Origin of the sequence: Corynebacterium sp., assembly GCF_022712195.1 — a bacterium.
Taxonomy (GTDB): domain Bacteria; phylum Actinomycetota; class Actinomycetes; order Mycobacteriales; family Mycobacteriaceae; genus Corynebacterium.
The window spans coordinates 12,087-39,059 of the sequence record NZ_JALAGY010000069.1; the positions used below are offsets into that span (position 1 = coordinate 12,087).

The following is a 26,973-nucleotide window of genomic DNA, read 5'->3' on the forward strand; positions in this document are numbered from 1 at the left end:
ACTCAGACGACCTGCACCTTCCCTGTCCCGGTGAAGGGACGCACGGTGCCGTGGATGTCCCTCCAGTCCCCGCGCAGGATGATCCGGTAGGCGCCGGGGTCCGCCCCCGTGGTGTCCCATTCCACGGTGGCGGTCGTCCCGGTGAAGGCGCGGTCGAAGGTCAGCAGTGTCGACCAGGACGAGTCGTGGGCGACGACCGTGCCGTCGTCCCGCTCGACGCGCAGGTAGCTGTCCTCCAGGTGCAGGTCGTTGTTGGGGTTCGCCCCGACGAAGCGCACCGTGGCCGTCGCCCCGGCGGGGACGTCGCCCCCGCCGGAGAGCACGTCCCCGAAGCGGCGGCCCGGCGGTGCGGTGTCGACGACCGACACCGCGGCCGGGCTGTCCGGCACCACCCCGGTGAGGTCGCCGGCCGGTGCCCCGTGGTCGACGGGTTCCCCGGAGGCCAGTGCGGTGGCCAGGCGGTCCACGACCTGTTGGACGGCGGGGAGTTCGAGCCGGCCGAATGCCGTGGCCCCGCCTTCGTAGTCCTGCTGGTCGTACTCCTCGGGTGTGGTGATGTAGTGGCCGTACCCGCAGGAGTAGCCCTGCACCACCACGGTGTCCTGCGGGACGCCCATGGCCCGGGCGACCGTGCGGCGAATCCGCAGTCCCGAGGTCACCGTCGGTTCGAAACCCAGGTGGACCAGGACCAGGCCGCCGATCCGCCAGACGCCGAAGAGGTGGCGTTGCTGGATCATCCCGTCGATGTAGCCCATCGGCAGGAGCATGTCCTTCGGCGCGTGGACCCGGCGGACGTCCTCGGGGACGGGCGCGAGCTCATTGAGCCGGCGCACCCACGGGGCCCCGCCGCGTTCGCCCTCGTCGATGCCGAGGTCGATGTCGAGTCCGCCGCCGTCCTCCTGACTCGACGCGGCGAAGGCCGCACCGAGGACGGCGGGTCCGGTGCGCCCGGGCCTGCCGTCCGGGGTCCAGCGGCCGTCGACGTCGACGGAGTCCATGTCCGTCCAGCAGCTCCGCCCCTCCAGTCCGGCCCGTCCCGACAGCGGGATCCGGGTACCTGCGGACGGGTCTGCGGCGTCCGCCTGGCGTCGGCCGAGGATCTCCACGGACCTCTTCTGCCCCTCCTCCCCCGCCCCGCCGGGGCCGGACTCGGGGACGAGCCCGTGGTTGGGTGTCACGTCCCCCGGCGTCCCCTGGGCGAAGGCGGCGACGAAGGGAGCGGTGGCCAGGTCGAGGTGGTCGACCCCGGCGGCGGACTCGTAGGAGTAGGCGGCGAACCCCTTGTTGTCCCCCGAGATGTGCCGGATGTGGTGGCTGAAACTGGTGGCGTGCACCGAGTACCAGTTGATCAGCCCTACCGGGACGCCGCCCCTGGCGACGTGCAGGGTGGTCGACCGGCGGTCCACCCCGTCGGGGTTCTCGGCGGTGTCCTCCGCCGGGTTCCGGTTGAAGGCCTGCCGGGAACGGTTCTCCCCGACACCGTCGACGGTGCGGCTGACCAGGGTGAGTTCGGCCGGCGCGATGTCGTCGTGTGCCCGACGGATCGACTGCACGATCCCCGTCACCTGCGCCTCGAAGGTCACCGGGCGGAAGCCCAGGGTGACCAGGTCCACCATCGCGTGCCCGGAACGCCCGCCCGGTCCGACGTGGGTGTGGGTGGCGGTGAGCACGACGTTGTCGGTGCGGTACGTGTCTCCGTAGTGCCCGCGCAGACGGCGCAGGACCTCGAGGAAGACCGACTGGAACATCAGCGGGGTGTCCACGGTGACATGGCAGAGACGGCGGCCACCGTCGTCGAAGATGAATGCGCGGGAGTAGAGCCGTTGCCGGATGCCGACCGAGGTCTGCTCCTGCACGGCGTAACCGTCCATCCCGGCACCGAGCGGTTCCCCGGTGGTGTCGGCGATACCCCGGCCCACCGACAGCGGGGATCCGCCGGCAGAGTCGGGGGAACCGGGTTGCGCCGTCCCGGCGTCCGCGTGCGGGAGGCCCGTCCCCGCGGCAGAGGACCACAGCACCGTCCCTCCGAGTGCCGCGAGTCCGGCGAAGAACGTCCTGCGTGAGAATCCTGTCATCGTGCTCCCCTCTCGATCTGCACTGACGCTACCCCGGCATGAACAGTCTTGTCCCCGAAACGGAAGCGAATCGACGGGCACACGTAGCGGAAGTGAACGGCATTATCCCGATACACCGAGGTCATGGCGTTGGCCCTGCAGTCGGCGATGCTGTTCCTCTACATTCGGCACCGGGAGAAGTTCACCTGACGACCAGGAGAGAGCCATGAAGCCACGCCACACCATCACCGCCCTCGCACTCACCGTCCCGCTCGTCCTCGCCGCCTGCGGCAACGACGACAGTGGCGAAGACGGCGAAGGCACAAGCGCCACCGCGACAACGTCAGGGGACGGCGACGGCACCACCGGCACCGACTCCGACCTCCCCCGGATCGGCGAGACGCTCAGCGTCGACAAGGCCGACATCACCGTCACTGATCTCCGTGAACACGACCACGATCCGACGAACCAGATCTGCGCGGACGTGAACTTCACGGTCACCAGTGACACCGAACCGTTGAAGGTCCGGGGCCTGGCGGCATGGAAACTGTACGACCCGGAGCAACTGCCCCGCACCCAGACCGTCTCCGAGGAGACCGACCACGTCCTGGACGAGGTCGGCCCCGGTCAGAGCGAGGACGGGACCATCTGCTTCGACGGCCCGGCGGACCCCGGCGAGTACCGGCTCAGCTTCCAGGAGGACTTCGACGCCCGGACCGACCGCGTGGAGTGGGTGGGGACGCTCTGAGCCGGCGGACGTTCAGTGGTGTTTCAGCGCGCGGAGTGTTCCACGCCCTGCGGTAGCTGGAACAGCGCATCGTATTCGACGGTCACGACCGGGTGGTCCGGTTCGGCCTGTTCATGCGCAGCTCCGGTGAGGGTGTTGATCAGCTGGCGGAAATTGCGGGGCATGGTCACTCCTTTCGACATGGTCTCGGTGGCGTCAACGACGACATCGACGGTTTCTTCGATCGTGGTTTCCAGGCGACGGTTGTCAGGGCACACCCGGCCGCCCCGGAGGCCACCGGCAGGGTGCGCCTCAGGGCGGCGTGAGATTCTAGAAGTACCCCTCAGTTGACCCCTCAGCCGGTGCTCGAGGAGTCGTCTGTGCAGTCCTGGATGTCCGGGCCCGCCGTCCCCCGGTGCGGACGCCGCGCTTCTGCGGGCGGCACGACACCGACGACTGAGCCGGACAGTGCAGTGTAGCACAGGACAGCCGCCGGGGGCTGTCGACGTCCCGGAGCCTTGCCGCGGCGACCCCGCCTGAGCAACGCCGGCGCCCGCCGCACCGTGGTCGATGCGAACACCACCGGGATCCGCTCGCGGTGGTGTTCGGCGACGACCTGCAGAAGGCCTCCTGTGCGCTGCCGGACTCCTTGACGTGGTGTCTGGTGGCGAATGCCCCAGTGCCTGGCGAGTCCCAGAAACCCGTTTCGCGGGCACTGGGTCTGCTGCATGGATAGGTGACATCTGATCTGGCTTGCCTGGGAAGGCAGGCCTGGAAGGATGATCCTCATGGCCAAGCCCTATCCCCAGGAGTTCCGCGACGATGTCGTGCGTGTCGCGAGAAACCGTGAGCCCGGAGGGACGATCGAGCAGATCGCGAAAGACTTCGGGGTTCACCCGATGACGCTCACGAAGTGGATGCGCCGCGCCGAGAGTGACGAGGGCACCACGCCCGGCCAGTCGCGGACCGAGGCGGCGCAGATCCGCGAGCTGAAGAAGCGCAACCGGCTCCTCGAGCAGGAGAACGAGGTGCTGCGGCGTGCGGCGGCGTATCTGTCGCAGGCGAACCTGCCGTCAAAAGGTTCTACCCGTTCGTGACAGAGCTCGCCGCCGCAGGGATCCCTGTGACGGTGACGTGTCGGGTGCTCAAGCTCTCCCGCCAGCCCTACTACCGGTGGCTGGCTGACCCCGTCACCCCGAACGAGGTTGTCGAGGCGTATCGCGCGAACGCGCTGTTCGACGCCCGCAAGGATGGCCCCGAGTTCGGGCATCGCCTCCTCGCCGACGAAGCACGCGATGTGGGTGAGCCGATGGCCGACCGGACCGCGTGGCGGATCACATCGAGCAATGGCTGGTAGTCCGTGTTCGGGAAGAAACGGGCCAAGAACGGGAAGAAGCCTGGTCCGCCCGCCCATGACGATCTCTGCGCCGTGGTCGATGAGCATGGTCGTACCCGGCATGTGTTCGCCGCGACGCGGGCGAATGAGCTCTGGCTCGTGGACATCACGGAACACAGAACCGCGGAGGGCAAGCTCTACTGCTGTGCGATCAAAGACGCCTTCAGCCGGCGCATCGTCGGGCGCTCCATCGACTCCGGGATGAAGTCCCGCCTGGCTGTCCAAGCACTTGAGAACGCGGTCCAGATGCGCGGTTACGTCGTCGGTTGCGTGGTTCATTCGGACAGAGGATCTCAATTTCGAAGCCGGACGTTCCTGCGTGCTCTGGCCGGCCACGGCATGGTCGGTTCTATGGGCAGGGTGGGTTCGAGCGGCGACGATGCCGCGATGGAATCGTTGTTCTCTCTCCTGCAGAAGAACGTCCTTGATCGGGGTTCCTGGATCACGCGTGAGCAACTGAGGATCGCGATCGTGACCTGGATCGAGAGGAGCTATCACCGCCGACGACGGCAGGCCCGTCTGGGACGTTTGACCCCGATCGAATTCGAGGCCATCATGACCAAGGACGTCGCCCTCGCGGCGTGACTAACAATTGTCACCTAAACGTGCAGCAGACCCCTACATTCCTGCCCCGGAAGACGGCGGCGATGGTGGAGGAAACTATGCCGAGAGTGTCCACTACGATGCTGCGACTGACGAGACCACTCAGGTGATGATGCAGAACGGTCAGCGCACCGAGGTAACCAAGCCTGGACGTCCAGATACCGCTGCACCGGAAAGTTCACCCGAGGCTTTGGGCGCACTGGGCACGATTCCGACGAATCCGCCAACCGTGATGGCCGACCGGAACGAGCCGAGGGCTGATCCACCGATCTCAGGCGAGTCGGTACCGGGAGTCGGGCCGATCAACCCTGCTGACCCGCCGAGTGTGGTGGACCATCCGGGGCAAAACTCTGCTGACGTGTACCCCGGTGACGGACAGCAGCCCGTGCGGGTGAACCCGCAGACCGGTGAGCAGATCGGATTGGGTACCACCGACAATCCCCAACAGGGCCCGTTTGTTCCCCGTACATTTGAGTGGGTTCCCGACACCATCGACAACTCACCGTCAGCTGCAGACCCGGCGGCGATGGACCCCGGTGCCGCCGTGGCTGGACCGGGTGCCGGTGACGTCGCTCTTGGTGCAGCATCCGGAGCAGCCAGTGCCGCTGATCGCGCCAACAACGCAGACGGGAGAAACGGGAAGCCAGTCGGAGCCCACAGGCAGGATACGGCTGCGGAAAGAGCCAGTCGAAGTATTGGTGGTAAAGTGCCTACCCGAGCACTCGGCTTCGCAGGCGACGCTGTAACAGGAGCACAGGCAGTCTCCGACGCCATTGATGATCCGGATCATGCCGGTGGTGCCTTCGGCCGTGGACTGGGAGCAGTCGGCGGAGGGTTTGGCGGCGCCTATATCGGAGGCGCCATCGGAGCGCTCGGCGAGCCACTCGCGCCCGTGACGGTCCCTCTCGGTGGTGCTATCGGCGGAGTGATCGGAGGAGAGGCCGGGCAACGAGCCCTCGAACCGGTCGGCCAATCGATCCAGGACCTATTTAAGTGATTCGAGTGTGGTGACTGATCCAATATGAACGCCATGGAACTATGGTTTCTGACGACGATATTCGTCTTTCTTACATCAGGAATTCTCGTGCCACTATTCGGGGATTTCATAGAATCCATAGATCACCCAAAGGAGATATCGGAGGCAATATTCTTTACCTCTACAGCATGTCTTTTCATCCCCGTTCCAGCGGTCATATTCTTAAACGGATCCGCCAAAGAGATGCTCCTATTTTGCGTTGGTTCTTCATTAATTCACATCGCAATGCGAGGCTGGATGGGTCTTCGGCCGCTGCCGCCGTCACCGAGCTACATCTGGAACGCCGAGAAAACCCTCTTTAGAACCATCATGAGGAAGGACCACCCATGACCCCCGCTACTTCCGCCCCTGTGTTCTCGGCCGTGCAGCATCTGCTCGGCGCAGGACTAGTGACTACAACAGCACCTTGGGACCAGGGGCGTCTGGAACACGTTGCCGGCGCACTCGCGCCCGAGTGGGGCACGGTCATTTCCACAGACAATGTGGTGGTTGCTCTGCCCAACCCACCACGACCGTCCGGATTCTCGCCCACTGTAATTGCATACGGGCACTACTGCTCACCAACCACATCCTCGGCGCTTCCCACCGCCCTGGCCGACGCGCTGCGACTGGAGGCAACCAGTCCCCTTTACCGCAAAACAGACGTGACTGCTGACCCCTCAACCGATCAGAACTGGACATTCAGCATGTCAGCGACCTACACCACCGACAGCGGCCATGAGGCCACCGTCACCGAATACCTTCACGACGATACTGAAAAGGGTGTTGTCTGGGCTGTTGTCGCCACTGACGCCGACCGCGAAGGGATGGTCGTCATGGATGCAATACGCAATCCTTGCCCACGATGACTACGCCCACACACCGCAGTGAATGGAAAGTTTCCCCGGACTTTTCATGGAGTCTCGATGAGCCCCGGTCGGCGGGCCCGATGTTGCCGATATGCGGTTGATTCGACCGGAGGCATGAACGCCCGCCGGCCTGTGTATCCAGGGCCGGGAGCCGGGGGCCACGGGGATCCGATCGAAGCGGTCACGGACAACGAACGTACAAAAGGTGAAGCCTGCGGGGCGCTACGCGGGAATGAGCAGCCCTCGTATCCGCGCCGGTGCCGTGGCCAGCAGGCAGGCGTGGGCGGCGTGACCGTCGAGATGCACCCGCACCTGCTGGACGACTGTCGCTGCGGTAGAGAGCGCCCCGGACCCGCAGTGAGCCCAGGGCCCACAGCCACCACCACGACCGGGGCGGCCTTGAGCTTTGCTTTCGCCTCGTCGCTTCGGCTGGTGTAGCCGTCGCGTCGCATGTCGCAGGCGGTCTGCTTGGCCGCGGCCAACGCCGCCGGATCTGCGCCGAGTAGCGTGGCCCAGGTGTTCAGCATCCCGGCCAGCATCACCGCGTGCATCCACGTCCGGTTCGCCGCGAAGCAGTAGTGCGCCACGGTCAAGTCCCTTGTCGTGTCCCCCATGCCGAAGAAGACCTATGCGCAGCAGTTCAAGCGTAATGCCGTCTCGCTGTACGAGAATACTCCAGGCGCGTCGATGAACTCGACGGCCACAGAACTCGGCACAAACCGCAGCACCCTGAAAAACCAGGTTAGCCGTTTCTCCAGTGATCTCCGGGCCGGTAGCGCAGACGAATCGGAAGCGGCCACCGATGCCCAACGGATCCGCCAGTTGCAACGCGACAACGCCCGCCTGCGTGAGGAACGCGACATCCTGCAGCGGGCCGCGAAGTATTTCGCGGAAGAGACTCGCCTGATGACCCGCTTGACGCTTCGCTGATGACACCCGCACCGAATTCTTGGTCAAGTGGCTCTGCGAGACCCTGAAGATCCACCGATCCTCGTACTACACGTGGCGCGCCGAGGCTGAAAGCCGCCAGCGACAGATCACCGCTGATGCGCTGTTGATCGCGCGGATCAGGGCGAATTTCGACGCGGAGGGGCCCGTGCGGGTGAACCCGCAGACCGGTGAGCAGATTGGACTGAGTACCACCGACAACCCACTTCAAGGACCCTCGGCGCCCCCTACCTTTGAGTGGGTTCCTGACACCATCAATACCTCACCTTCTCCCACAGATGAGGCTGTCAGTGGTGAAGTCTTTCCTGACAACAGCATCGCATGCGGAATCGTAACGGGTGTAGGCGGTGTCGGACGAGAAACCGAGATAAATGATCGTCCTGTCGAATACTATGGTCGGCATGCGAAACCACACGTACCCACGCGAGCAGAAGATCTCGTCCGTCGACCAGGTAGACGAGCTGGACCATTGGGGGGCAGCCCAAGCGGGCTACAACATAATCACGGTCGAGGACACTGCCGAACAAGCCACTCGGGAAGGTATTTCAGCCGGTTTTTCCACGGCAGGAGCAGCAAGTTTCGCTCTGGCGGGAGGGTCGATAGCCGCCCCCCCAAGGGGCCCTAGCCCTGGGCGCCGTGGGAGGATTGCTCGGCGACTGCGCGGGAGAATACGTGCGAAACTGGTCGATTGGCGAAGAAGCCTAGGGAGGCCGAATGGATTACTATGCAGTCGCGTGCCTGATTCCAATGTTCATACGTGCGCTATTGGCCTCGCAACGAGTCGACATGTTTGGATTCTGGACAACCTTATTCTGGATCCTGTCTGCGCTTTCGGCCGCCATTGGCGTATACATATACAGAGGCGCAGAAGGGGGAGCAATATTCATAGTCGAGATGTTTTACCTAGTTCTTCCAATTTTCCTACTTGCGAACTTTAGAAGCCATGTTACCCTTTTGCGACTTGTCGCGGACGTCTATACGGTCACCGCCGCTCCATTTCATTTGGCAGCATGGGCGTCGAATAAACTCCTTAACCAGGTCACAAAGGGGTCCATTCCCTTAAAGATAGCAAATCCATGGTCTATACTAAACTACAAACCGACAACCAGCAGGAGCTGGGAGATCATTCAAGAAAAGCGCAAGCGCCGTTGGAGCAAGGTGACCACGTGGCTGAAAGGTCAATATGAATAGTGAACATCATGGAATATCCTCTAGCTTGAATGAGGTAATTCGAGCTACCGGATCGAAAATTACAGTGCTCGATCGAACGCGAAACAATCGACGGTATTTCGATATTCTCGAGACACGGCGACCTCCTGATATCTGGTCGCCAGCCGACGCTGCTTTCAATCATTCAGGACGGTTCCCAGGAAAAGTCTTCACAAACAGAAACGTAGTCATTCACGGAGCGAGTCGACGGGCTGACACTATTGTCTTTCTCCTGTTCGACTCCTCGCCAGAGATTACGATCGATATGCTGGTTACCGCCGCGCATCGCGAGGCGAGGAGCAGCCCCTTCGCCAACCCGATTGTCTCTCGTAAGGGGAGTTCTGCACTTATTCAGGGCTCGTACGTCTCCGAAGGGATTCTTCTTCATTCACTAACTCGATACCATTTGGAGGACGAAGGACAAACACTATCTCAGATCACCGTCACGACCGCATCACAATCAGAAGTCAATCCCGGCACCCGTGACTGGCTGCTCGGACTGGACCATCCTCATGAGCAAAAATCATTCAATTGATGGCCGGCACCTTCGCCAATGTAAATCGTCGACAACTCATCCATTATCTATAACTTCAAGGAAAGTGAACCATGACAACATTTTCACGCGCAAGACTTTCTGCAGCTGTATGTGCCACGACCATCCTTCTGGCATCATGCAGCGACGGGGTAGAGACCGCGACATCTGACAATGCCACCACGTCCGCACCAAGTACCTCTACCGAACGAACCGACGCTGCGAACAGCGATGAATGCTCCTTCGAGAGCAATGGGGACAACGTCATCGAGGCCAACCACAACCCAGGCGAGCCCACATTCGGAATCCCGCTTCCCGAGGGGTGGGAACGTATGACCATGTTGGACAGTGAACTCGTGCGCCTGACAACCGCCGATCAAGCCAGCGGCCCGGAGAAGGGACGTACCGCGGTTCTGACGGTCGAACCCGCCGACATTGCCGGCACAAAGGTATTCGACGCGAACGCAGACATGATTGAATCCACGCTGTCGCCGCAGGACTTCGTCCGTCATCCAGTAACGTCGGTCTGCGGGCTGGATGCGCAGCTGTTTGACTACACCACCGCGCGAATGGGTGACGGCGGTAAGCAGACGATCCATCAGTTGCTGCTGTCTGTACCCGATGTCAACGGATCCAACCTGGTAGCTGTGCTCACCGTCCAGTCTGCAGCGTCGGACGCCGACGCGTTCGCCCCGATCGCCGACACGATCATCTCGGGCCTTCGGGTAGAGGACCCCACATCGGGCCAGACAGCGGAATCCTAGGAATGCTTCCCACACAGTTCACGGCCTGAGGGCCCAGCGCAGCCCGATCGAAGCGCCCCCGCATGCGTCGGCCACACGGTAGGAGGGCCGCAGGTCGGTTCCTGTGGGAAGAACGCTCGGGCAACTGCTGCAGCGTTCATCACAGCGACCCCGGGAATGCTCATAAGGCACCGCAGCACGGGGTTGCCACTGTCAGCCCGGTCCTGGAATAGCTCATGGGCACACTCGAGGTCCTCCCCTGTCCCGGTCGTCCCCGGAACGCCTCCCCGCCTCTCCCCATGGTGCGCCCGGGGGGACTTGAACCCCCACATCCGTCAGGACACCAGGACCTAAACCTGGCGCGTCTGCCAATTCCGCCACGGGCGCCCGGACGGCCCCGAACGGGGCCGCCGGCACAGCCGGCTGACCGGCTGCTCCGGGTTATGGTAGCAGCACCACCAGGGGTACCCTGGACCCCGTGCCCGATGACGCCCCCGGAACCGCGAACACCTCGACGACCACCGGATCCCGGCAGCCGCAGTCGCTGCGGGTCCGGGTGGTCCAGATGATCTTCCTCGCGCTCGCCGTCGTGGCCACGCTCTGTCTCGCATGGTGGCAGTGGGGCCGGTGGTCCAGCGGCGACGGCTCGTACCAGAACCTGGGATACGCACTGCAGTGGCCGATCTTCGGCATCTTCTTCATCTTCGCCTACCGCAGGTACATGGAGTACGAGCGCGAGCGCGCAGCCGGCGCCACCGCCCCCGCCGTCCCCGACCCGTCGTCCGGCTCCGCCCCGCGCGAGATCCCGGACGACGTCCTCCCCACACGCGACACCAGCGTCGCCGCCCGGGAGTACTTCGAGGACGACCGGCGGCGACAGGCGCGGCGGTCAGCGAACGACACCGCGGTCGGCGGCACGGCCGACAGAACAGCCGACAACCCAGCAAGGACGGACTGAGAACACCGATGACCACCCCGACCTCCCCCGTCACCGCGCCGGTGAGCCCTGAGCGCAAGCGCCGGGTCAAGGGAGCCCTGACCCGCTACTCCGTGCTCGCCTACGTCACGGGGCTCTTCCTGCTCTTCCTGTGTGTGGAGATGATCCTCAAGTACCTGGTACTCCGGCCGATGGACGTCGAGGCACCGGGGTGGTTCTCACTGGTGGCCATCATCCACGGCTGGATCTTCCTCATCTACTGCGGCACCTGCCTGGACCTGGGGGTCAAGGCGCGGTGGGTTCCCGCCAAATGGGTGACCACCATCCTCGCCGGCGTGATACCGGTGCTGTCCTTCGTCCTGGAACGCCGTCGCCGTAACGAGGTCGTCGAGGCCTTCGGACTCGACCGGTAGCCCCGGGCACCCCGGGCGGCCCCCCGCGGGTCAGTCCGCCTGAGAGGTCTCGACCTTCGCCCGCCTCACGGCCGCGGCGTCGATGTCGGACGCCTCCGTCCCCGTGTCCGGTGACCACCCCGCAGGTACCTCCGGCCAGCGGTGCGTCAGGCAGCACAGCACCGCCAGTGCGGCCGCCTGCGTCGTCACCGGCAGCGACCCCGGGTCCGGCAGGAAACCGGGGTTGTGGTTCGAGGGGATGTCGATGTCCAGCCGGTCGGCCGCCTCCGCGCGCCGCCACTGCTTCAGCGGCGTGATCCCCACCGTCCAGAACAGGTACGGGGCGTTGAACGCCCGGGGGATCACCGAGAAGTCCTCCGACGCCGTCCACGGCTCCATCTCCTGGGACTGCTCGCCGAAGAACTCGTCGAAATGGGGGCGCACCACCTCGTACACGGTGGCGTCGTTGTCGGTGGCGCCCAACAGGCCGAGGAACCGGAACTCCGGCTCCCGTTCACACCCCGCGGCCGCGGCCTCGGACCGCACGATCCGCTTGATCGCGTCCACCGCCCTGGTCCGCACCGACTCCTCGTAGAAGCGGCAGCTCAGCGCGAGCCGCGCCGAATCCGGGATGACGTTGTTCGCCTTCCCCGCCTCCACCGAGGCGACGGTGACCACGGCGAACTTCCCCGGCGGGAGTTCGCGCGACACCACCGTCTGCAGTTTCATCACCACCGACGCGGCGAGCACCACGGGATCCACCGCCCGGTGCGGCATCGAGGCGTGGGCACCCCGACCGAACAGCGTGATCTCGATGGTCGTCGAACTGGTCAGCACCGGGCCGGGGGCGGTGTACACCTGGCCGGACGGCCCGGGCACCACATGCTGTCCCAGGCAGACGTCCGGACGGGGGATGATCGTCCGCAGCCCGTCGTTGACCATCCCGTGGGCGCCGATGGACGCCTCCTCGGCCGGCTGGAACAGGAAGACCACGGTCCCCCGCCACCTGTCACGGGAGGCGTCGACGATGGAGAGCGCCCCCAGTGCGCTGGAGGTGTGCGCGTCATGCCCGCAGGCGTGCATGGTCGGCACCCGCTGCCCCTGGGCGTCCAGCTGGGAGTGGGTCGAGGCGTAGTCGACGCCGGTGTTCTCCGCGACTGGCAGCCCGTCGAAGTCCGAACGGAAGAGCACCGTGGGCCCCTCGCCGTTACGCAGGACAGCCGTGATTCCGTGGCCGCCGATACCGGTGGTGACCTCCCAGTCACTGAACCTCGCCAGTTCCTCGGCGATGCGCCCGGCGGTCCACTCCTCCGCCCCGGAGAGTTCCGGACGCCGGTGGAACTCCTTGTACAGGCTGGTGAGCCACTCCCGGTCAAGCGCTGTCTCGGCGACGATCTCAGCGGGTTCGACGGTCACGGGCACGGTCTCACGGTTCCTTCCGGGAAGCGTTGGGTTCTGTTGTCCCCACCACCCTACCGCGAACCCGGGCGGGTCAGCCCCGCGTCAGCCGCGCAGCGCCGTGAGGTACGGCACCAGTTCCGCCAGGGCGCGCCCCCGGTGGGACAGCTCGTCCTTGCGCTCCGGTGTGAGCTCCGCGGAGGACTTCTGCGGTTCCTCGTCCGGGGAGAACAGCGGGTCGTAGCCGAAACCGTTGCCCCCGCGGGGTTCACGCAGCAGCACACCCCGCCACACCCCACGGACGGTCACCTCGGTCTGCCCGCCGAGACGATCGGCCATCCCCCCGGGCACGACGAGTGCGCAGGCAGAGACGAACCCGGCGCCGCGGCGCTCGTCGGGGACGTCGGCGGTCTGGCCCAGCAGCAGACGGTTGTTCGCCTCGTCCACCGAGCCGTCGCCGGTGTCGTGGGTGCCCGACCACCGGGCCGACAGCACCCCCGGCATGCCGTTGAGGGCGTCCACGCACAGCCCCGAATCGTCGGCGACGGTGGGGAGCCCGGCGTAGCGGACCCCGTCCCGGGCCTTGATCAGGGCGTTCTCCTCGAAGGTGGCGCCGGTCTCCGGGGTCTCGGGGTAGTCCTCGACATCACGCAGACTCAGCAGCTCGATACCGTCGACACCCGCGGCGTCGAGCATGCGGTGCAGTTCGGCGAGCTTCTTGGCGTTGCGGGACGCGACCAGAACCCTGACATTCACAGTGCCACCACCTCGCCCAGGTCAGCGGCCAGGGCCGCGCGCTGCAGCGCGGTCAGGTCCCGCAGCCCGCCCTCCGCCAGGTCGAGCATCGCGGACAGCTCCCCGCGGCTGAACTCCGCGTTCTCGCCGGTGCCCTGGATCTCCACGAAACGTCCCTCCTCGGTCATCACCACGTTCATGTCCACGTCGGCGCGGCTGTCCTCCTCGTAGGGCAGGTCGAGCAGGGCGACGCCGTCCACGATGCCGACGGACACCGCGGCGACCGGGTCGAGCAGCGGCTCGCCCGGGACGACCCCACGCTGCTTCAGCACCGACAGGGCGTCCGCCAGTGCCACGTAGGCGCCGGTGATCGAGGCGGTTCGGGTACCGCCGTCCGCCTGGAGCACGTCGCAGTCGATGTTCACGGTGTTCTCGCCGAGGGCGCGCAGGTCCACCGCCGCGCGCAACGAGCGGCCGACCAGCCGCGAGATCTCCTGGGTACGGCCCTTGACCTTGCCCTTCACCGCCTCGCGCTGCATGCGCTCGGCGGTGGCGGACGGCAGCATGGCGTACTCGGCGGTCAACCAGCCTTCCCCGGAGTCCCGCTTGAACCGCGGCACCCCCTCGGACACGCTGGCGGTGCACATCACCCGGGTGTCACCGAACTCGACGAGGACGCTGCCCGCCGGGTTGGTGGTGAATCCGCGGGTGATGCGGACGTTCCTCAGCTGGTCGACGGCCCGTCCGTCGGCTCGGGTGGCGGTCGCGGCGGTCACGGTTGTGTCAGAAGCGCTCATGCCTCGACAGTCTAGCTGCCCCCGCTGCCGCCGACGCCCACGGTCATCCCACGGCGCGCCAGCTCCACGGGCCCGTCGTAGTAGCGCCGTGCCCCCCGCAGCGCCCCCTCCGGGTCGCCCCACGGCGGGACGTGGGTGATGATCAGCCGACCGACCCCCGCCTCCGCCGCTGCCTGGCCCGCCTCCTCACCGGAGAGGTGCATCTGCGGCGGGTTGCCGCCGTCGTCGCGCTCGCCCCAGGTCGCCTCGCACAGCAGGACGTCCGCCCCGGAGGCCAGGGCCGCGAGATGGCCGGTGGCGGCGGTGTCACCGCTGTAGACCAGCGACGAACCGTCCCGCTCCTCCACACGGATCATGTACGACTCGGTCGGGTGCACCGCCGGTGCGGCGTACAACGTGGCCTCCCCGATCCGGTGCGCCGGGTAGACCGTCCCGCGGGAGGAGTCGTCGAAGGCCACCGGGGTGTCCTGCAGGTCCGGGGCGTGCCAGGAGCGCACGTCCAGGATGTCGGAGAAGTCGTCGACCTGGGCCGGGTGGTCGGCCGAGGCCCGTCCCAGGTGCAGTGCCGAGATCGTCGGTCCGAGCAGCGTGTGGCGCTCCGCCGCGGCCCGGGTGGGGTGGAAACGTTGCCAGACCACCAGCGACGGGAAGTCCGAGCAGTGGTCGGGGTGCAGGTGCGAGAAGATCACGTCGACACGGCCGGGTTCACCCGACGCCTGGAGTTCAGCGAGCACCCCAGGACCCATGTCCATGAGAATCTCACGCCCGTCCGCCATCCGCAGCAGGTAGCCGGAGGCGGGGTTGTCCGGCGCAGAGAGACTCCCGGAGCATCCCAGAATGGTCATGTCCATGCCAGATATTGTTACATGAGCCCTGCCGTGGACTGGGAGCCAGGCAGTAATTCCCCCGCATTTCCTAACGCAGCATCTCCGGGATCCGGCTCACCCCGGCCACCGACGGGCCCAGGAAACGCGAGGCCAGGCTGGCGAACCGGGCGGGGTCGCCGGTGGACTCGAAGGTCAGCTCCGGGGCGGTCCCCGGCACCGGCTCGGCGAGCAGGTCGTTCTCCGACAGGCTGCGGTACACCATCTTCGCCGTCTCCTCCGCCGAGGACACCAGGGTCACGTCGTCGCCCATCACCAGCTGGATCACACCGGTGAGCAGCGGGTAGTGGGTGCAGCCCAGCACCACGGTGTCCACCCCGGCCTCCTTCAACGGCTCCAGGTAGGTCTCCGCCAGCCCGAGGAGCTGACGCCCGGAGGTGATGCCCCGCTCGATGAACGGGACGAACTGCGGACACGCCTGTGCGACGACCTCGATGTCGGGGCTCGCGGCGAAAAGGTCCTGGTAGGCCCCGGACGTCACGGTGGCCTGGGTGCCGATCACACCGACACGGTTGTTCCTGGTCGCCGACACCGCCCGACGTACCGCCGGCAGGATCACCTCGACCACCGGGACGGGGTACCGTTCGCGGGCGTCACGCAGGAACGCCGCCGAGGCGGAGTTGCAGGCGACGACGATCATCTTGCAGCCGCGCTCCACGAGCTGGTCGGCGATGGCTGTGGCCAGCTGACGCACCGTGGCCAACGGCTTGTCCCCGTAGGGGGAGTTGGCCGTGTCGCCGATATAGATCACCGACTCCCCGGGGAGCTGGTCGATGACCGACCGCGCCACGGTCAGCCCGCCCACTCCGGAGTCGAAGATCCCGATGGGTGCTGAGGCGGAGGGTGCCGGGGGCACCGTGGAGAGGTCGTCCATACTGAGTGAGTCTACTGCGTGGCCGACCCCGGTTCATTCCGGTCCGGTCTCACTTCACCGCCGGCGTCGTCCCGCCCGGGCCCAGCCGCCGGCGTTCCTTCACCGCGGGACGTCCCGCCGCCCATGCGGTCACCGCGCCGCCGACCCCGCCGAAGAGGTGCCCCTGCCAGCTCACGCCGGCCTGGTTGGGCAGGATCCCCCAGAACAGGCCGGCGTAGAGCACGATCACCACCAGTCCCAGCAGGATCTCCGCGATCCGCCGGGTGAAGAACCCGCGGGCCGCGAGGAACACAGCCCATCCGTAGATCAGGATGGACGCCCCGACGTGCACGGTGTTCTCTCCGCCGAAGAAGAAGACCCCGAGCCCGGCGACGACGGTCGTCACCGCCGTGGACGCCCACACCGCCTTCTGCCCGGACAGGGCCACCAGGAAGAGGAGGACGGCGACGGCCGGGGTGTTGGCGATCAGGTGCGGGAAGTCGACGTGGATGAACGGCGCGGGGAGTATCCCCCAGAACCGTGAGAAGTCCAGCGGATGGATTCCGAGGGAGACCAGCCGGTTGCCCGAGGCCCAGTTGACGACCTGGACCGCCCACAGCACAGCGAGGAACACCAGGGTGGTGACCAGTGCCTGGCCGAACCTGCCGCGGTCGCGGAAACGGGTCTTCGCCGGGGTGCGGCCGTTCCCTGCGTTGCTGCCGGAGGTCACGGGTGTGGTGTCGGGCATGGCTCTCCTCGTCTCGTCTGCTTGTCGTCTCGTCTGCTTGCAGGCTCGTCAGCGTGTCGCTGTCATGATGTCTCGCCACGACGGGACGTCGAAGGCGGTGTCGGCGGCCAGGACCGCCTGCACGACGGCCCGCTCGGTACAGGTCGCCGCAGCCGCACAGAGCAGCGCCAGGTCGGCGGTGCCGGACCCGGCCCGGCTGCCCGACGGTGCCAGGGCGAACAGCGTGTCACCGTCCATCGGCAGGTGGGACGGCCGGACGGCGCGGGCCAGTCCGTCGTGCGCGGCGGTGGCGAGCCGTTGGGCCTGGGACGTGTTCACGTCCGCGTCGGTGGCGACGACCCCGATGGTGGTGTTCAGCGGTGTGGGGCCCGTGGGCGTCATCTTCGTCCCGTCGATGCCGCGCTCGAGGATGGTCCGCAGCCCGTCGGCGTTCGGTGCGGGGACGTCAGCGCCGGAGCCGGAGCCTGAGTCGGAGCCGGTCCCCCAGAGTCCCCCGCTCGCCGGGTCGACGACCGAGCCGACGGGGTTGGCGACCAGCGCCACGGCGACGGTGGCGTGGCGTCCGTCGGTGAGCCGGACGGACGCGCTGGCCTGTCCGAAGCCGCCCTTCACGGCCCCGGCGGTCGCCGCGAGTCCGGCGCCGACGTTCCCGGCGCGTGTCGGGTCCCCGCCGTCAAGCGCATCGGTGACGGCCCGACGTCCCGTGTCCGCGGTGGGCCGCGAGGCAGGGTCCCCGACGGGGAGGTCGAAGATCACGGCCGCCGGGACGATCGGCACGATCAGGGACGGGGCGGCATCCCCCAGGACCTGCAGCCCGATGCCCCGGTCCTCGAGTTCGGCCATGACTCCCCCGGCGGCGTCGAGACCGTAGGCGGAACCGCCGCACAGCGCGACGGCGTGGACCTTCTCCACCGTGTTCGAGGGGGCCAGCAGGTCGGTCTCCCGGGTCCCCGGTCCCCCACCGCGCACGTCGACCGCCGCCACCGCCCCGTCCGGGCACACCACCACGCTCACCCCGGAACTGTCGACCTCGGCGTGCCCCAGGGCCAGGCCCGGGACGTCGAGGAGCGTGCCGGTCAGTGGGTCAGTCACGGCCGTCGTCACCCTCGTCCGGCCCGTCCTGCCCGTCCGGCACGTCCATCGGCCCGACCATGGCGGTCAGCAGGCTGTCCTGGTGGTAGCCGAGCCATTCGAGGTAGTTCTCCATCGCCTGGGCCTCAGCGTCCGGAGCACTTCCACGGGACTGCTCGAGGCGGCCGTGGTGGTAGGCGCGGATGTCGGTGAGGGCGGCCAACCAGGCGGAGGTCTGGTCGGCGGTGAGGCTGACGTGCACCGAGCCGTCCGGCCCGAGGAGGTCGCTGACCAGCCTGAGGTTCATCAGCTTGCCCTTGATGATGTCGGTCTCGTTGAACTGGCGGGACACCCCGGCCTCCCCGTCCACCTCCTCGTCGCCGTCGCGGAAGAACGACGGCAGCATGGCGGCGAGCACCGGGTCGTCCGGCGCGTCGGTGTGCCCGGAGGGCAGCCCGGTCATCTCCGCCAGCTCGTCCTTCGGCGCGGACCGGGCCCGGCCGATGAGCAGTTCACCCACGGTGGCGGCACTGTTGCCGAGCATCTCGCGCTCCATCGGCTCCAGCTCGGTGACGTACCTGACGCCGCGCATCAGGCCCTTCTTCTTCACCCACGGTTTCATGGTCTTCTCCGTCACCCTTCCGCGCGCTGCATCGTGGCCCACAGGCCGGCCGTCTGCAGTTTCTTGACGTCTGCCTCGACCTTGTCGCGCTCCCCGGAGCTGACGACGGCCTTCCCCTCGTTGTGGACCTTCATCATCAGCTCGGTCGCCCGCTTCCTGGAGTAGCCCAGGACGGTCTGGAAGACATAGGTCACGTAACTCATCAGGTTCACCGGATCGTCCCAGCAGATGCACAACCAGGGGAGGTCGGCCTCCGTGAGTGTGTCGGGAAGCTGTTCCTCCACAGGAGTGACCGCCGGTGCGGCGGGAGCGGCAGGCGAAGTCATGCCGTCCAGACTACCGACTAGAGTGGACGACCGTGACCGAGCACACCAACGAGCACGCAGCGACCACAGCAGCCCCGGCAACCTCCACCGCCCTGCTGACGGACATGTACGAACTGACGATGCTGCAGGCCTCACTGCGCGACGGCACGGCCGACCGCCGGTGCAGTTTCGAGGTCTTCACCCGCCGGCTCCCCAATGAACGCCGCTACGGTGTCGTCGCCGGGACCGCCCGCGTCCTGGAGGCCGTGCGCGACTTCCGGTTCACCGGGGAACAGCTCGCCGGGCTGGACTTCCTCGACGACACCACCAGGGAGTTCCTGCGCGACTACCGTTTCACCGGGCACATCGACGGCTACCGCGAGGGCGAGCTCTACTTCCCGGACTCGCCGATCCTCACCGTGCGCGGCACCTTCGCCGAGACGGTGATCCTGGAGACGGTGATCCTGTCGATCCTCAACCACGACTCCGCCGTCGCCTCCGCCGCGGCCCGGATGGTGACGGCGGCGGAGGGACGCCCCATCATCGAGATGGGGTCCCGCCGCACCCACGAGCAGTCGGCGGTCTCCGCGGCACGGGCCGCATACCTGGCGGGCTTCCACTCCACCTCCAACCTCGAGGCGGCGTCCCGCTACGGTCTGCCCGTGGGCGGCACCAGTGCCCACGCCTGGACGCTGCTGCATGTCGACGACGACGGACGGCCGGACGAGAAGGCGGCGTTCCGCTCCCAGATCGCCGCGCAGGGCCCCGGGACCACCCTGCTGGTCGACACCTACGACATCACCCAGGGGGTGCGCAACGCCGTGGAGGTCGCCGGCACCGCCCTGGGTGCGGTGAGGATCGACTCCGGTGACCTCGGCGTGCTCGCCCGCCAGGTCCGTGACCAGCTCGACGGGCTCGGTGCCTACGACACCCGCATCGTGGTGTCCTCGGACCTCGACGAGTTCGCCATCGCCGCCCTGCGCAGCGAACCGGTGGACATCTACGGTGCCGGGACGTCGGTCGTCACCGGGTCCGGCGCCCCCACCGCCGGGCTGGTGTACAAGCTCACCTCCGTCGACGGGCACCCGGTGGCCAAGCGCAGCAGCCACAAGGCCAGCCACGGCGGCGCCAAACGGGCGCTGCGGGCCTGCCGGGACACCGGCACCGCCGTCGAGGAGGTGGTGTACCCCTTCGACCAGGACATGCCGGAGCTGGGGATCCTGCACCCTGTCGAGCTCACGGTGCCGATGGTCCGCGACGGGGAGCTGGTCGACGGTCTGCCCACCCTCGACGAGTCCCGCGACCACCTCGCCCGCCAGCTGGTGACCCTGCCGTGGGAGGGCCTGTCCCTGTCCCGCGACGAGCCCGCCCTCAGCGTCCGGTTCGTCGGCCTGTGAACGAGCGGGAGAAGCGCACCGGCGAGCTGCTCGACAACGCCGTCGCCGCGCTCGGCGGCTCACGGCGCGACGGTCAGCGCCGGATGGCCGCGGCGGTGTCGACGGCGATCGCGGACCGTCGGCACCTGGCCGTGCAGGCCGGGACGGGCACCGGAAAGTCCCTGGCCTACCTCGTCCCCGCCCTGGAGCACGCGGTCAGCGCCGGTGAGCGGGTGGTGGTGTCCACGGCGACGATCGCCCTGCAGCGTCAGCTCGTCGACCGCGACCTTCCCCGGGTCACCGAGGCCCTGACCGGGGACCTGGGACGCCGGCCCACCTTCGCCATCCTCAAGGGCCGCAACAACTACCTCTGCCTCAACCGGATCGGCGGCACCGGCGGCACCGGGACAGACGACGGCCCCGACGGGGCGCTCCTGGACGAGGCGGAGGTCACCGCCACCGGCGCCCAGGTCGCGCGTCTCCACGAGTGGGCTCAGGAGACCGAGGACGGGGACCGGGACACCCTGCCCCGTGGCGTCTCCGACCGCGCCTGGCGGCAGGTGAGCGTGACCAGCCGTGAGTGCGTCGGCGCGACCCGGTGCCCCTTCGGCGACCAGTGCTTCGCCGAGGCCGCCAAGGAGAAGGCGGCGCAGTCGGACGTGGTGGTGACCAACCACGCCCTGCTGGCCATCGACGCACTGTCGGAGCAGTCGGTGCTGCCCAACCACGACACCGTGGTCATCGACGAGGCCCATGAGCTCGAGGGGCGCATCACCTCCGTCGCCACCGAGGAACTCTCCGGTGCGGCGGTCGCCATCCTCGCCCGGCGCTGTGAGAAGGTCGGCCCGGACGACTGCGCCTCCGAACTGCTCAGCGCCGGCGACGCCTGGACCGCGGGGATCGAGGCGGCGGTCACGGCGGGCACCGCCCCTGACGGGCGGTGGACGAGTGTGCCGGCGACCCTGGCTGAACCGCTGCACGCGCTGCGCGACGCCCTGTGGAAGACCCGTTCCCGGCTCCACGGCAGCGGAGGGACGGGTGCGCCGGGCGCCTCCGACAACGACCCGGAGAAGACCGCCGAGATCTTCTCCTGCCTCTCCGCCTGCGAGGAGATGCACGACACGGTGGTGCGGATCCTCGAGGCCTCCCCCGCCGAGGCGAAGGACGCCGGTGAGGCCACCGATGCCGCCGAGGCCGCCGAGGCCACGGACTCGCTGCTCGGCGAGGACGTCGTCTGGCTCTCCGGTGACCGCCACCGCCGCAGCGTCTACGTCGCCCCGTTGAGCGTGTCCGACCTGCTCCGCGGTCGGCTGTTCGCTGACCAGACCGTGGTGCTGACCTCGGCGACACTCGCCCTGGGCGGACGGTTCACCTCGATGCTGGCCACCTGGGGACTCTCCGCGTCGAAGTGCACCACCCTCGACGTGGGCACGCCCTTCGACCCCGCCACCCACGGCATCCTCTACACCGCCCGGCACCTCCCGCCACCGGGGCGCGAGGGTGCCTCGCCGGAGTCCGTCGACGAGCTCGCCCAGCTCGTCTCCGCCGCCGGCGGCAGGACCCTGGGCCTGTTCTCCTCCAGGAGGGCCGCGGAGGCCGCCGCCAATGAACTGCGCACCCTCGTGCCCTACGAGATCCTCTGCCAGGGCGACGACTCCCTCGGCGCTCTCATCGACCGCTTCCGCGCGGAGCCGGAGACCTGCCTGTTCGGCACCCTGAGCCTGTGGCAGGGCGTCGACGTGCCCGGGCCGTCACTGTCACTGGTGGTGATCGACCGTATCCCCTTCCCCCGCCCCGACGACCCGCTGTCGCAGGCCCGTAAGGAGGCCGTCGACGCCGCCGGGCGCAGCGGCTTCATGGAGATCGCCGCGACCCACTCGGCCCTGCTGATGGCGCAGGGCGCCGGACGCCTGCTGCGCGCCGTGGACGACCGCGGCGTGGTCGCCGTCCTGGACCAGCGTCTGGTGACGAAGCGTTACGGCTCGTTCCTCCGCGCGTCGATGCCGCCGTTCTGGCAGACCGTCGACGGCGACACCGCCCGGGGCGCCCTGCGACGCCTGCGTGAAGGGTGACCACACGCACCCGCCGTCCCCGGTCACGCCGGGTGCGGGTGTGACGGCGCGGGGGAATGTGGGCGGGGTCACGCGGGGTCACGGGTAGGATTGGCCGCGAACACGACTACCGGGGACACGACGACCCCGAATTTCTGCGCAGGAGGACACACATGCCCGTCACGAGTGACCGTCCCGATGTCACCATCCCCGACGTCGGACTCCACGAGTACCTCTACGGTGACCTGTCCCCCGAGGACGAGGACCGTATCGCCGTCGTCGACCTCGCCGGCGGCACCGAGACCTCCTACGCCACGCTGCGTAGCCACGTCGACTCCGTGGCCGGCTGGCTCTCCCGCCACGGTGTCAGGAAGAACGACGTCGTCGCCCTGCACTGCCCGAACTCCGTGGAGTTCATCGTCGCCGCGCACGCGCTCTGGCGGCTCGGCGCGGTGCTGACACCGGTCCCGCTGCTCGCCTCGCCGGGCACCGTCGCCACGCAGCTGCGCGACTCCCACGCCGTGATGCTGCTGACCCTGGCGGGGCTGGGCGACGGCGGCGAGGAGGCCGCCGAGCTCGCCGGCCTGCCGTCGGACCGGCTGATCCACCTCGACACCTCCCGCGGGCTCACCCAGATGCTCGCCGAGCGCAGCACCCCGCCGTCGGTGTCCTTCGACCCGGCGACACAGCTCGCCGCGCTGCCCTACTCCTCCGGCACCACCGGCCTGCCCAAGGGGGTGCGCCTGACCCACCGCAACCTGGTGGCCAACATGGCCCAGGTCGAGAACTCCGGGCCCGTCACCCGCGACGACGTGGTCTTCGGCGTCCTGCCCTTCTTCCACATCTACGGCCTGTCCACCCTGGCCAACCTGGTGGTGCGGTTGCGGGCACGCCTGCTCACCGTCCCCCGGTTCGAGCTGAACACCTTCCTGCGCAACCACCAGAAGCACGGGGTGACGTTCACCTTCATCGCCCCGCCGGTGGCACTGGCCCTGGCCAAGCACCCGGAGGTCGACAACTACGACCTCTCGGCGCTGCGGGGTGTGCTCTCCGGGGCCGCCGGCCTCGACAGCGAGCTCGCCACCGCCGTGGGCCAGCGGCTCGGCATCGACGTCTACCAGGGTTACGGTCTCACCGAGTCCAGCCCGGTGACCCACGTGAACACCGACAGGAGCCTCTCCCCCGGCTCCGTCGGGCGGCCGGTCGCCAACACCGAGCACAAGCTCGTCGACCCGGACTCCGGCGACGAGATCCCGGTCCCCTCCGAGGCGGGGACACTCAGCGACGCCGGCGAGCTGTGGGTCCGCGGCCCGCAGGTCATGGACGGCTACCTCGACAACCCGGAGGCCACCGCCGAGGCACTGCCCGGCGACGGCTGGCTGCGGACCGGTGACCTGGCCCGCCAGGGCTCCTCCGGAGAGGTCTACATCGTCGACCGGCTCAAGGAGCTGATCAAGTACAAGGGCTACCAGGTCCCGCCCGCAGAGCTGGAGGCGTTGCTGCTGACCCACGAGGCCGTGGCCGACGCCGCCGTCGTCGGCGTGGCCGACGCCGACGGTGAGGAGATCCCCAAGGCCTTCGTCGTCACCCGCGACGCCGACGCCGCCGGGGACGAGCTCAGCGAGACGCTGATCACCTTCGTCGCCGAGAACGTGGAGCCCTACAAGAAGGTCCGCGCGGTGGAGTTCGTCCGGGAGATCCCGAAGACCGCCACCGGGAAGGTTCTGCGCCGCTCACTGCTGTGAACCGGCCGAACGGGGTCGCCCGGGAGTCAGGCGGGGTCGGTGCCTGTCGAGTGCGACCACGGTGACCGAACCGGGGGCGACCTCGGTGTAGCCGGCGTCGCGCACCACCGCGGCACCGGTGCCGGACGCGTCGCCGGCACCGTCGTCCCCGACCTCCCTCGTCTCGGCGAGGGCACGTCGCTCGGCGAACCGCCGGGCGTCGACCTCGCAGACATGCAGCGGGAACCCTTCCTCCCGCCAACGCCGTGCACGTTCACGGTCCATGGCGGCAGCCAGCAGCATCGAGCCGTGGGCGACCTGGGCCGCGGCCTTGCCCACCGTCATCCGCAGTGAGGCGTCGACGTAGATCACCGGGTGGTCGTCCCCGACGGTCACCCCCTCGGCGTCGTCCGGCAGCGGCAGGTCCGTGCCCTCGATCTGCAGGCGGTTCACCGCCGCCGGTGTGTGCACCACCGGGCAGGGTGCGAAGGCGCGGGCCTCGGCACCGTCCACCGCCGCCGTCACACCCGGCAACGACTGCACGTCAGCCCACTTCTTGTTCCTCGCCCGCCGGGCGACTTTCCTGATCCGGGCGCCGTACCAGCTCACCAGCGCCCGTGCCACGTCAGAACCGTCCGTGTCGCCGGAGACGCCGTACTCGGCCCCCGCCCGGTCATCCAGGCACAGAGACACACAGGCCACCGCCGCGGCCTCCAGCAGAGCCCTGCGTGACGGCCGCGGGTCGTGCGGGACATGGAGCACCAGCGGCATCGCCTGGACGCTCAGCGGATCGTCCGGATTCTCCCCGTCCCGCTCCCCCAGCACGGTCCTCAACCGGTCATGGGCCCGTTCGAACGACACTCAACGCTCCAGCGGGACACGTCGGTAGCTGCCGTCCTCGAGGTCCGCGGCGTCGATCTCCTCCCGGTCGATCCCCAGCATGAACAGAACCTCGTCGAGGAAGGGGTGGTTGACGGTCGCGTCGGCGACCTCGCGGAGCGCGGGCTTGGCGTTGAAGGCGATCCCCAGGCCGGCGACGGACAGCATGGCGATGTCGTTGGCGCCGTCGCCGACGGCCACGGTCTGGTGCAGCGCGATCCCGTTGGACCAGGCGAACTCCTTCAGGCTCTCGGCCTTGACGTCCCGGTCGATGACCTGCCCGATGACCCGGCCGGTGAGCTTGCCGTCCACGATCTCCAGGGTGTTCGCGCGGTAGAAGTCCAGGCCGAGTTCCCGTGCCAGCGGTTCCAGTACCTGGACGAAGCCGCCGGAGACGGCGCCGGTACGAAAACCCAGCCGCTTGAGTGTACGGATCGTGGTCCGCGCCCCGGGGGTCAGCTGGACCATGCGGGAGACCTCGTCGATGACGGAGGCGTCCAGACCCGCCAGAGCCTTCACCCGCTCGTGCAGGGACTCGGAGAAGTCCAGTTCCCCGCGCATGGCACGCTCGGTGACCTCGGCGACCTCCGCCTCACGTCCGGCGTGGGCGGCGAGCATCTCGATGACCTCCTGCTGGATCAGCGTGGAGTCCACGTCGAAGCAGATCAGTCGCGGGGCGCGGCGGGTGAGGCCGGCCCGCTGGATGGCGATGTCCACACCGGTGGCGTGGGACACCGCGGCGAGGGCCTGGCGGAGTGCGGCACTGCCGCCGGGGCTGGGGTCTGCCGCGGTGACCTTGAGCTCGAGTCCGGTGACCGGGTAGTCGGCGATGCCGCGGATGCGGTCGATGTTCGCGCCGTGGTCGACGAGGGTCTGGCCGATCGCGGAGATGTGCTCGGCGGTCACGGGGTTGCCCAGGACGATGACGGCGTGGGTGGAGCGTGCACGGCTGCCCTGGAGTTCGTCGTCGACGTCGAGGGTGACGGTCATCTCGCGGCCGGCGAGTTCATCGGTCAGTGCCTGCCGCATGGCTTCGGTGCTGCCGGCGACGACCCCGATGTAGGCGGCGAGGTTCAGTGTGCCGCGGAAGTTGGCCTGTTCGACGTCCAGGAGTTGGACGCCGTGGTCGGCGAGGATGCGGAAGAAGTCCGCGGAGACTCCGGGGGCGTCGGGTCCGGTGACGGTGACGACGCCGGGCGACAGGCCGGGGGCGAGGCTGACGGTGAGGTGACGGGGCGAGTTGGGCTGGTCCACGGGACCCATTCTTCCATGCAGGGCCTCAGACGAGAACAGCCGCACCCCGCGTAGTTGGGGTGCGGCTGTGCCGGGAGGACGGTGTCTAGAAGTGGCGTCCCACGTGTGCTTCCTCGCGTGCGGTCTTCACCATGTGCGGGTGGTGCAGCTCGAAGGCCGGACGCTCCGAACGGATCCTCGGCATCGAGGTGAAGTTGTGCCGCGGCGGCGGGCAGGACGTCGCCCACTCCAACGAGTTGCCGTAACCCCACGGATCGTCCACGGTGACGACCTCACCGTAACGCCAGGACTTGAACACGTTCCACACGAACGGCAGCACGGAGATTCCGAGGATCAGCGCGCCGACGGTGGACACCTGGTTCAGCAGGGTGAACCCGTCGGAGTCCAGGTAGTCGGCGTAACGACGCGGCATACCCATGTTGCCCAGCCAGTGCTGCACCAGGAACGTGGTGTGGAAGCCGACGAAGGTCAGCCAGAAGTGGATCTTGCCCAACTTCTCGTCCAGCATCCGGCCGGTGATCTTCGGGAACCAGAAGTACACGCCGGCGAAGGAGCCGAAGGCGACGGTTCCGTAGAGCACGTAGTGGAAGTGGGCGACCACGAAGTAGGTGTCCGAGAGCTGGAAGTCCAGCGCCGGCGACGCCAGCATCACACCGGTGAGACCACCGAACAGGAAGGTGGCGAAGAAGCCGACCGCGAAGACCATGGGGGTCTCGAAGGTGATCCGCCCCTTCCACATCGTGCCCAGCCAGTTGAAGAACTTCATGCCGGTGGGCACGGCGATCAGGAAGGTCATGAAGCTGAAGAACGGCAGCAGCACCGCACCGGTGACGAACATGTGGTGCGCCCAC

General features: G+C 67.8%; 24 protein-coding genes, 1 tRNA gene and 1 pseudogene. 11 read left to right on the plus strand and 15 right to left on the minus strand.

The annotated features are described in order from the left end of the window. Positions 1–2 precede the first annotated feature (2 nt). Complete coding sequence (locus tag Q0A34_RS08980) at positions 3–2,075, minus strand: neutral/alkaline non-lysosomal ceramidase N-terminal domain-containing protein (RefSeq protein WP_291479657.1); 2,073 nt, start codon at positions 2,073–2,075, stop codon at positions 3–5. Between the two features lie 205 nt (positions 2,076–2,280). On the opposite strand from Q0A34_RS08980, the gene Q0A34_RS08985 reads away from it, so the two are divergent. Next, positions 2,281–2,802, plus strand: a complete 522-nt coding sequence (locus tag Q0A34_RS08985; protein WP_291479658.1) for a DUF4352 domain-containing protein — start codon at positions 2,281–2,283, stop codon at positions 2,800–2,802. A 23-nt stretch (positions 2,803–2,825) separates the two neighbouring features. Here the strand turns inward: Q0A34_RS08985 and Q0A34_RS08990 are convergent, their stop codons facing one another. Continuing rightward, a complete protein-coding gene (locus Q0A34_RS08990; protein ID WP_291479659.1) occupies positions 2,826–3,059 on the minus strand; it encodes a hypothetical protein in 234 nt (77 codons plus the stop codon). 510 nt (positions 3,060–3,569) lie between these two features. On the opposite strand from Q0A34_RS08990, the pseudogene Q0A34_RS08995 reads away from it, so the two are divergent. The 5 genes and pseudogenes from Q0A34_RS08995 to Q0A34_RS09015 all read left to right on the plus strand — a co-directional run bounded on the left by Q0A34_RS08995 (position 3,570) and on the right by Q0A34_RS09015 (position 10,117). Beyond that, positions 3,570–4,762 (plus strand): annotated as a pseudogene (locus tag Q0A34_RS08995) (IS3 family transposase). 1,039 nt (positions 4,763–5,801) lie between these two features. Then, complete coding sequence (locus Q0A34_RS09000) at positions 5,802–6,146, plus strand: hypothetical protein (protein WP_291479660.1); 345 nt, start codon at positions 5,802–5,804, stop codon at positions 6,144–6,146. Next, complete coding sequence (locus Q0A34_RS09005; protein ID WP_291479661.1) at positions 6,143–6,664, plus strand: hypothetical protein; 522 nt, start codon at positions 6,143–6,145, stop codon at positions 6,662–6,664. The genes Q0A34_RS09000 and Q0A34_RS09005 overlap by 4 nt, the downstream gene beginning before the upstream one ends. A 612-nt stretch (positions 6,665–7,276) precedes the next feature. Further along, positions 7,277–7,594 carry a transposase gene (locus Q0A34_RS09010; protein WP_291479662.1) on the plus strand — a complete coding sequence of 106 codons (318 nt, stop codon included), beginning with the start codon at positions 7,277–7,279 and terminating at the stop codon, positions 7,592–7,594. A 1,833-nt stretch (positions 7,595–9,427) separates the two neighbouring features. Then, the gene (locus Q0A34_RS09015) at positions 9,428–10,117 is read left to right on the plus strand and encodes a hypothetical protein (protein WP_291479663.1); all 690 of its coding nucleotides are present in this window, start codon (positions 9,428–9,430) and stop codon (positions 10,115–10,117) included. 279 nt (positions 10,118–10,396) lie between these two features. On the opposite strand, the gene Q0A34_RS09020 is transcribed toward Q0A34_RS09015, so the two are convergent. Further along, positions 10,397–10,483, minus strand: a tRNA-Leu gene (locus Q0A34_RS09020). A 178-nt stretch (positions 10,484–10,661) separates the two neighbouring features. On the opposite strand from Q0A34_RS09020, the gene Q0A34_RS09025 reads away from it, so the two are divergent. Together Q0A34_RS09025 and Q0A34_RS09030 are read left to right on the plus strand one after the other, a co-directional pair. Beyond that, positions 10,662–11,054, plus strand: a complete 393-nt coding sequence (locus Q0A34_RS09025; RefSeq protein WP_291479680.1) for a hypothetical protein — start codon at positions 10,662–10,664, stop codon at positions 11,052–11,054. A gap of 8 nt (positions 11,055–11,062) precedes the next feature. Beyond that, positions 11,063–11,446, plus strand: coding sequence for a DUF3817 domain-containing protein (locus Q0A34_RS09030; protein WP_291479664.1), 384 nt, complete (start codon positions 11,063–11,065; stop codon positions 11,444–11,446). Positions 11,447–11,476: 30 nt separating this feature from the next. Here Q0A34_RS09030 and Q0A34_RS09035 read toward each other — a convergent pair whose 3' ends face one another. From Q0A34_RS09035 to clpS, 9 genes are all read right to left on the minus strand, one after another. Continuing rightward, positions 11,477–12,820, minus strand: a complete 1,344-nt coding sequence (locus Q0A34_RS09035; protein ID WP_291479681.1) for an amidohydrolase — start codon at positions 12,818–12,820, stop codon at positions 11,477–11,479. Between the two features lie 108 nt (positions 12,821–12,928). Continuing rightward, positions 12,929–13,579: a non-canonical purine NTP pyrophosphatase gene (locus tag Q0A34_RS09040; protein WP_291479665.1), complete on the minus strand. Its 651-nt coding sequence runs from the start codon at positions 13,577–13,579 to the stop codon at positions 12,929–12,931. Beyond that, the gene (gene rph / locus Q0A34_RS09045) at positions 13,576–14,355 is read right to left on the minus strand and encodes a ribonuclease PH (RefSeq protein WP_291479666.1); all 780 of its coding nucleotides are present in this window, start codon (positions 14,353–14,355) and stop codon (positions 13,576–13,578) included. The genes Q0A34_RS09040 and rph overlap by 4 nt, the downstream gene beginning before the upstream one ends. Positions 14,356–14,366: 11 nt before the next feature. Further along, entirely contained in the window at positions 14,367–15,206 is an 840-nt protein-coding gene (locus Q0A34_RS09050) for an MBL fold metallo-hydrolase (RefSeq protein WP_291479667.1), read from the minus strand. Positions 15,207–15,270: 64 nt separating this feature from the next. Continuing rightward, a complete protein-coding gene (gene murI, locus Q0A34_RS09055) occupies positions 15,271–16,113 on the minus strand; it encodes a glutamate racemase (RefSeq protein WP_291479668.1) in 843 nt (280 codons plus the stop codon). A gap of 49 nt (positions 16,114–16,162) precedes the next feature. Beyond that, complete coding sequence (locus Q0A34_RS09060; protein WP_291479669.1) at positions 16,163–16,840, minus strand: rhomboid family intramembrane serine protease; 678 nt, start codon at positions 16,838–16,840, stop codon at positions 16,163–16,165. A 48-nt stretch (positions 16,841–16,888) separates the two neighbouring features. After that, complete coding sequence (locus Q0A34_RS09065; protein WP_291479670.1) at positions 16,889–17,932, minus strand: P1 family peptidase; 1,044 nt, start codon at positions 17,930–17,932, stop codon at positions 16,889–16,891. Beyond that, positions 17,925–18,533, minus strand: a complete 609-nt coding sequence (locus tag Q0A34_RS09070; protein WP_291479671.1) for a DUF2017 domain-containing protein — start codon at positions 18,531–18,533, stop codon at positions 17,925–17,927. Before Q0A34_RS09070 ends, Q0A34_RS09065 begins: the two co-directional genes overlap by 8 nt. An 11-nt stretch (positions 18,534–18,544) precedes the next feature. Then, a complete protein-coding gene (clpS, locus tag Q0A34_RS09075; protein WP_291479672.1) occupies positions 18,545–18,859 on the minus strand; it encodes an ATP-dependent Clp protease adapter ClpS in 315 nt (104 codons plus the stop codon). Positions 18,860–18,891: 32 nt separating this feature from the next. On the opposite strand from clpS, the gene Q0A34_RS09080 reads away from it, so the two are divergent. The 3 genes from Q0A34_RS09080 to Q0A34_RS09090 all read left to right on the plus strand — a co-directional run bounded on the left by Q0A34_RS09080 (position 18,892) and on the right by Q0A34_RS09090 (position 24,010). Next, positions 18,892–20,235, plus strand: a complete 1,344-nt coding sequence (locus Q0A34_RS09080) for a nicotinate phosphoribosyltransferase (protein WP_291479673.1) — start codon at positions 18,892–18,894, stop codon at positions 20,233–20,235. Beyond that, a complete protein-coding gene (locus Q0A34_RS09085) occupies positions 20,232–22,286 on the plus strand; it encodes an ATP-dependent DNA helicase (protein ID WP_291479674.1) in 2,055 nt (684 codons plus the stop codon). Before Q0A34_RS09080 ends, Q0A34_RS09085 begins: the two co-directional genes overlap by 4 nt. Positions 22,287–22,438: 152 nt before the next feature. Continuing rightward, on the plus strand, positions 22,439–24,010 hold the full coding sequence (locus Q0A34_RS09090) for an AMP-binding protein (RefSeq protein ID WP_291479675.1): 1,572 nt from the start codon (positions 22,439–22,441) through the stop codon (positions 24,008–24,010). Here Q0A34_RS09090 and Q0A34_RS09095 read toward each other — a convergent pair. The 3 genes from Q0A34_RS09095 to Q0A34_RS09105 form a co-directional block, all read right to left on the minus strand. Then, a complete protein-coding gene (locus tag Q0A34_RS09095) occupies positions 23,999–24,850 on the minus strand; it encodes a peptidyl-tRNA hydrolase (protein WP_291479676.1) in 852 nt (283 codons plus the stop codon). The genes Q0A34_RS09090 and Q0A34_RS09095 overlap by 12 nt on opposite strands. Then, positions 24,851–26,122, minus strand: a complete 1,272-nt coding sequence (gene serB, locus Q0A34_RS09100; protein ID WP_291479677.1) for a phosphoserine phosphatase SerB — start codon at positions 26,120–26,122, stop codon at positions 24,851–24,853. Positions 26,123–26,207: 85 nt separating this feature from the next. After that, on the minus strand, positions 26,208–26,973 hold a 766-nt coding region (locus Q0A34_RS09105; protein WP_291479678.1), incomplete at its 5' end, for a cbb3-type cytochrome c oxidase subunit I.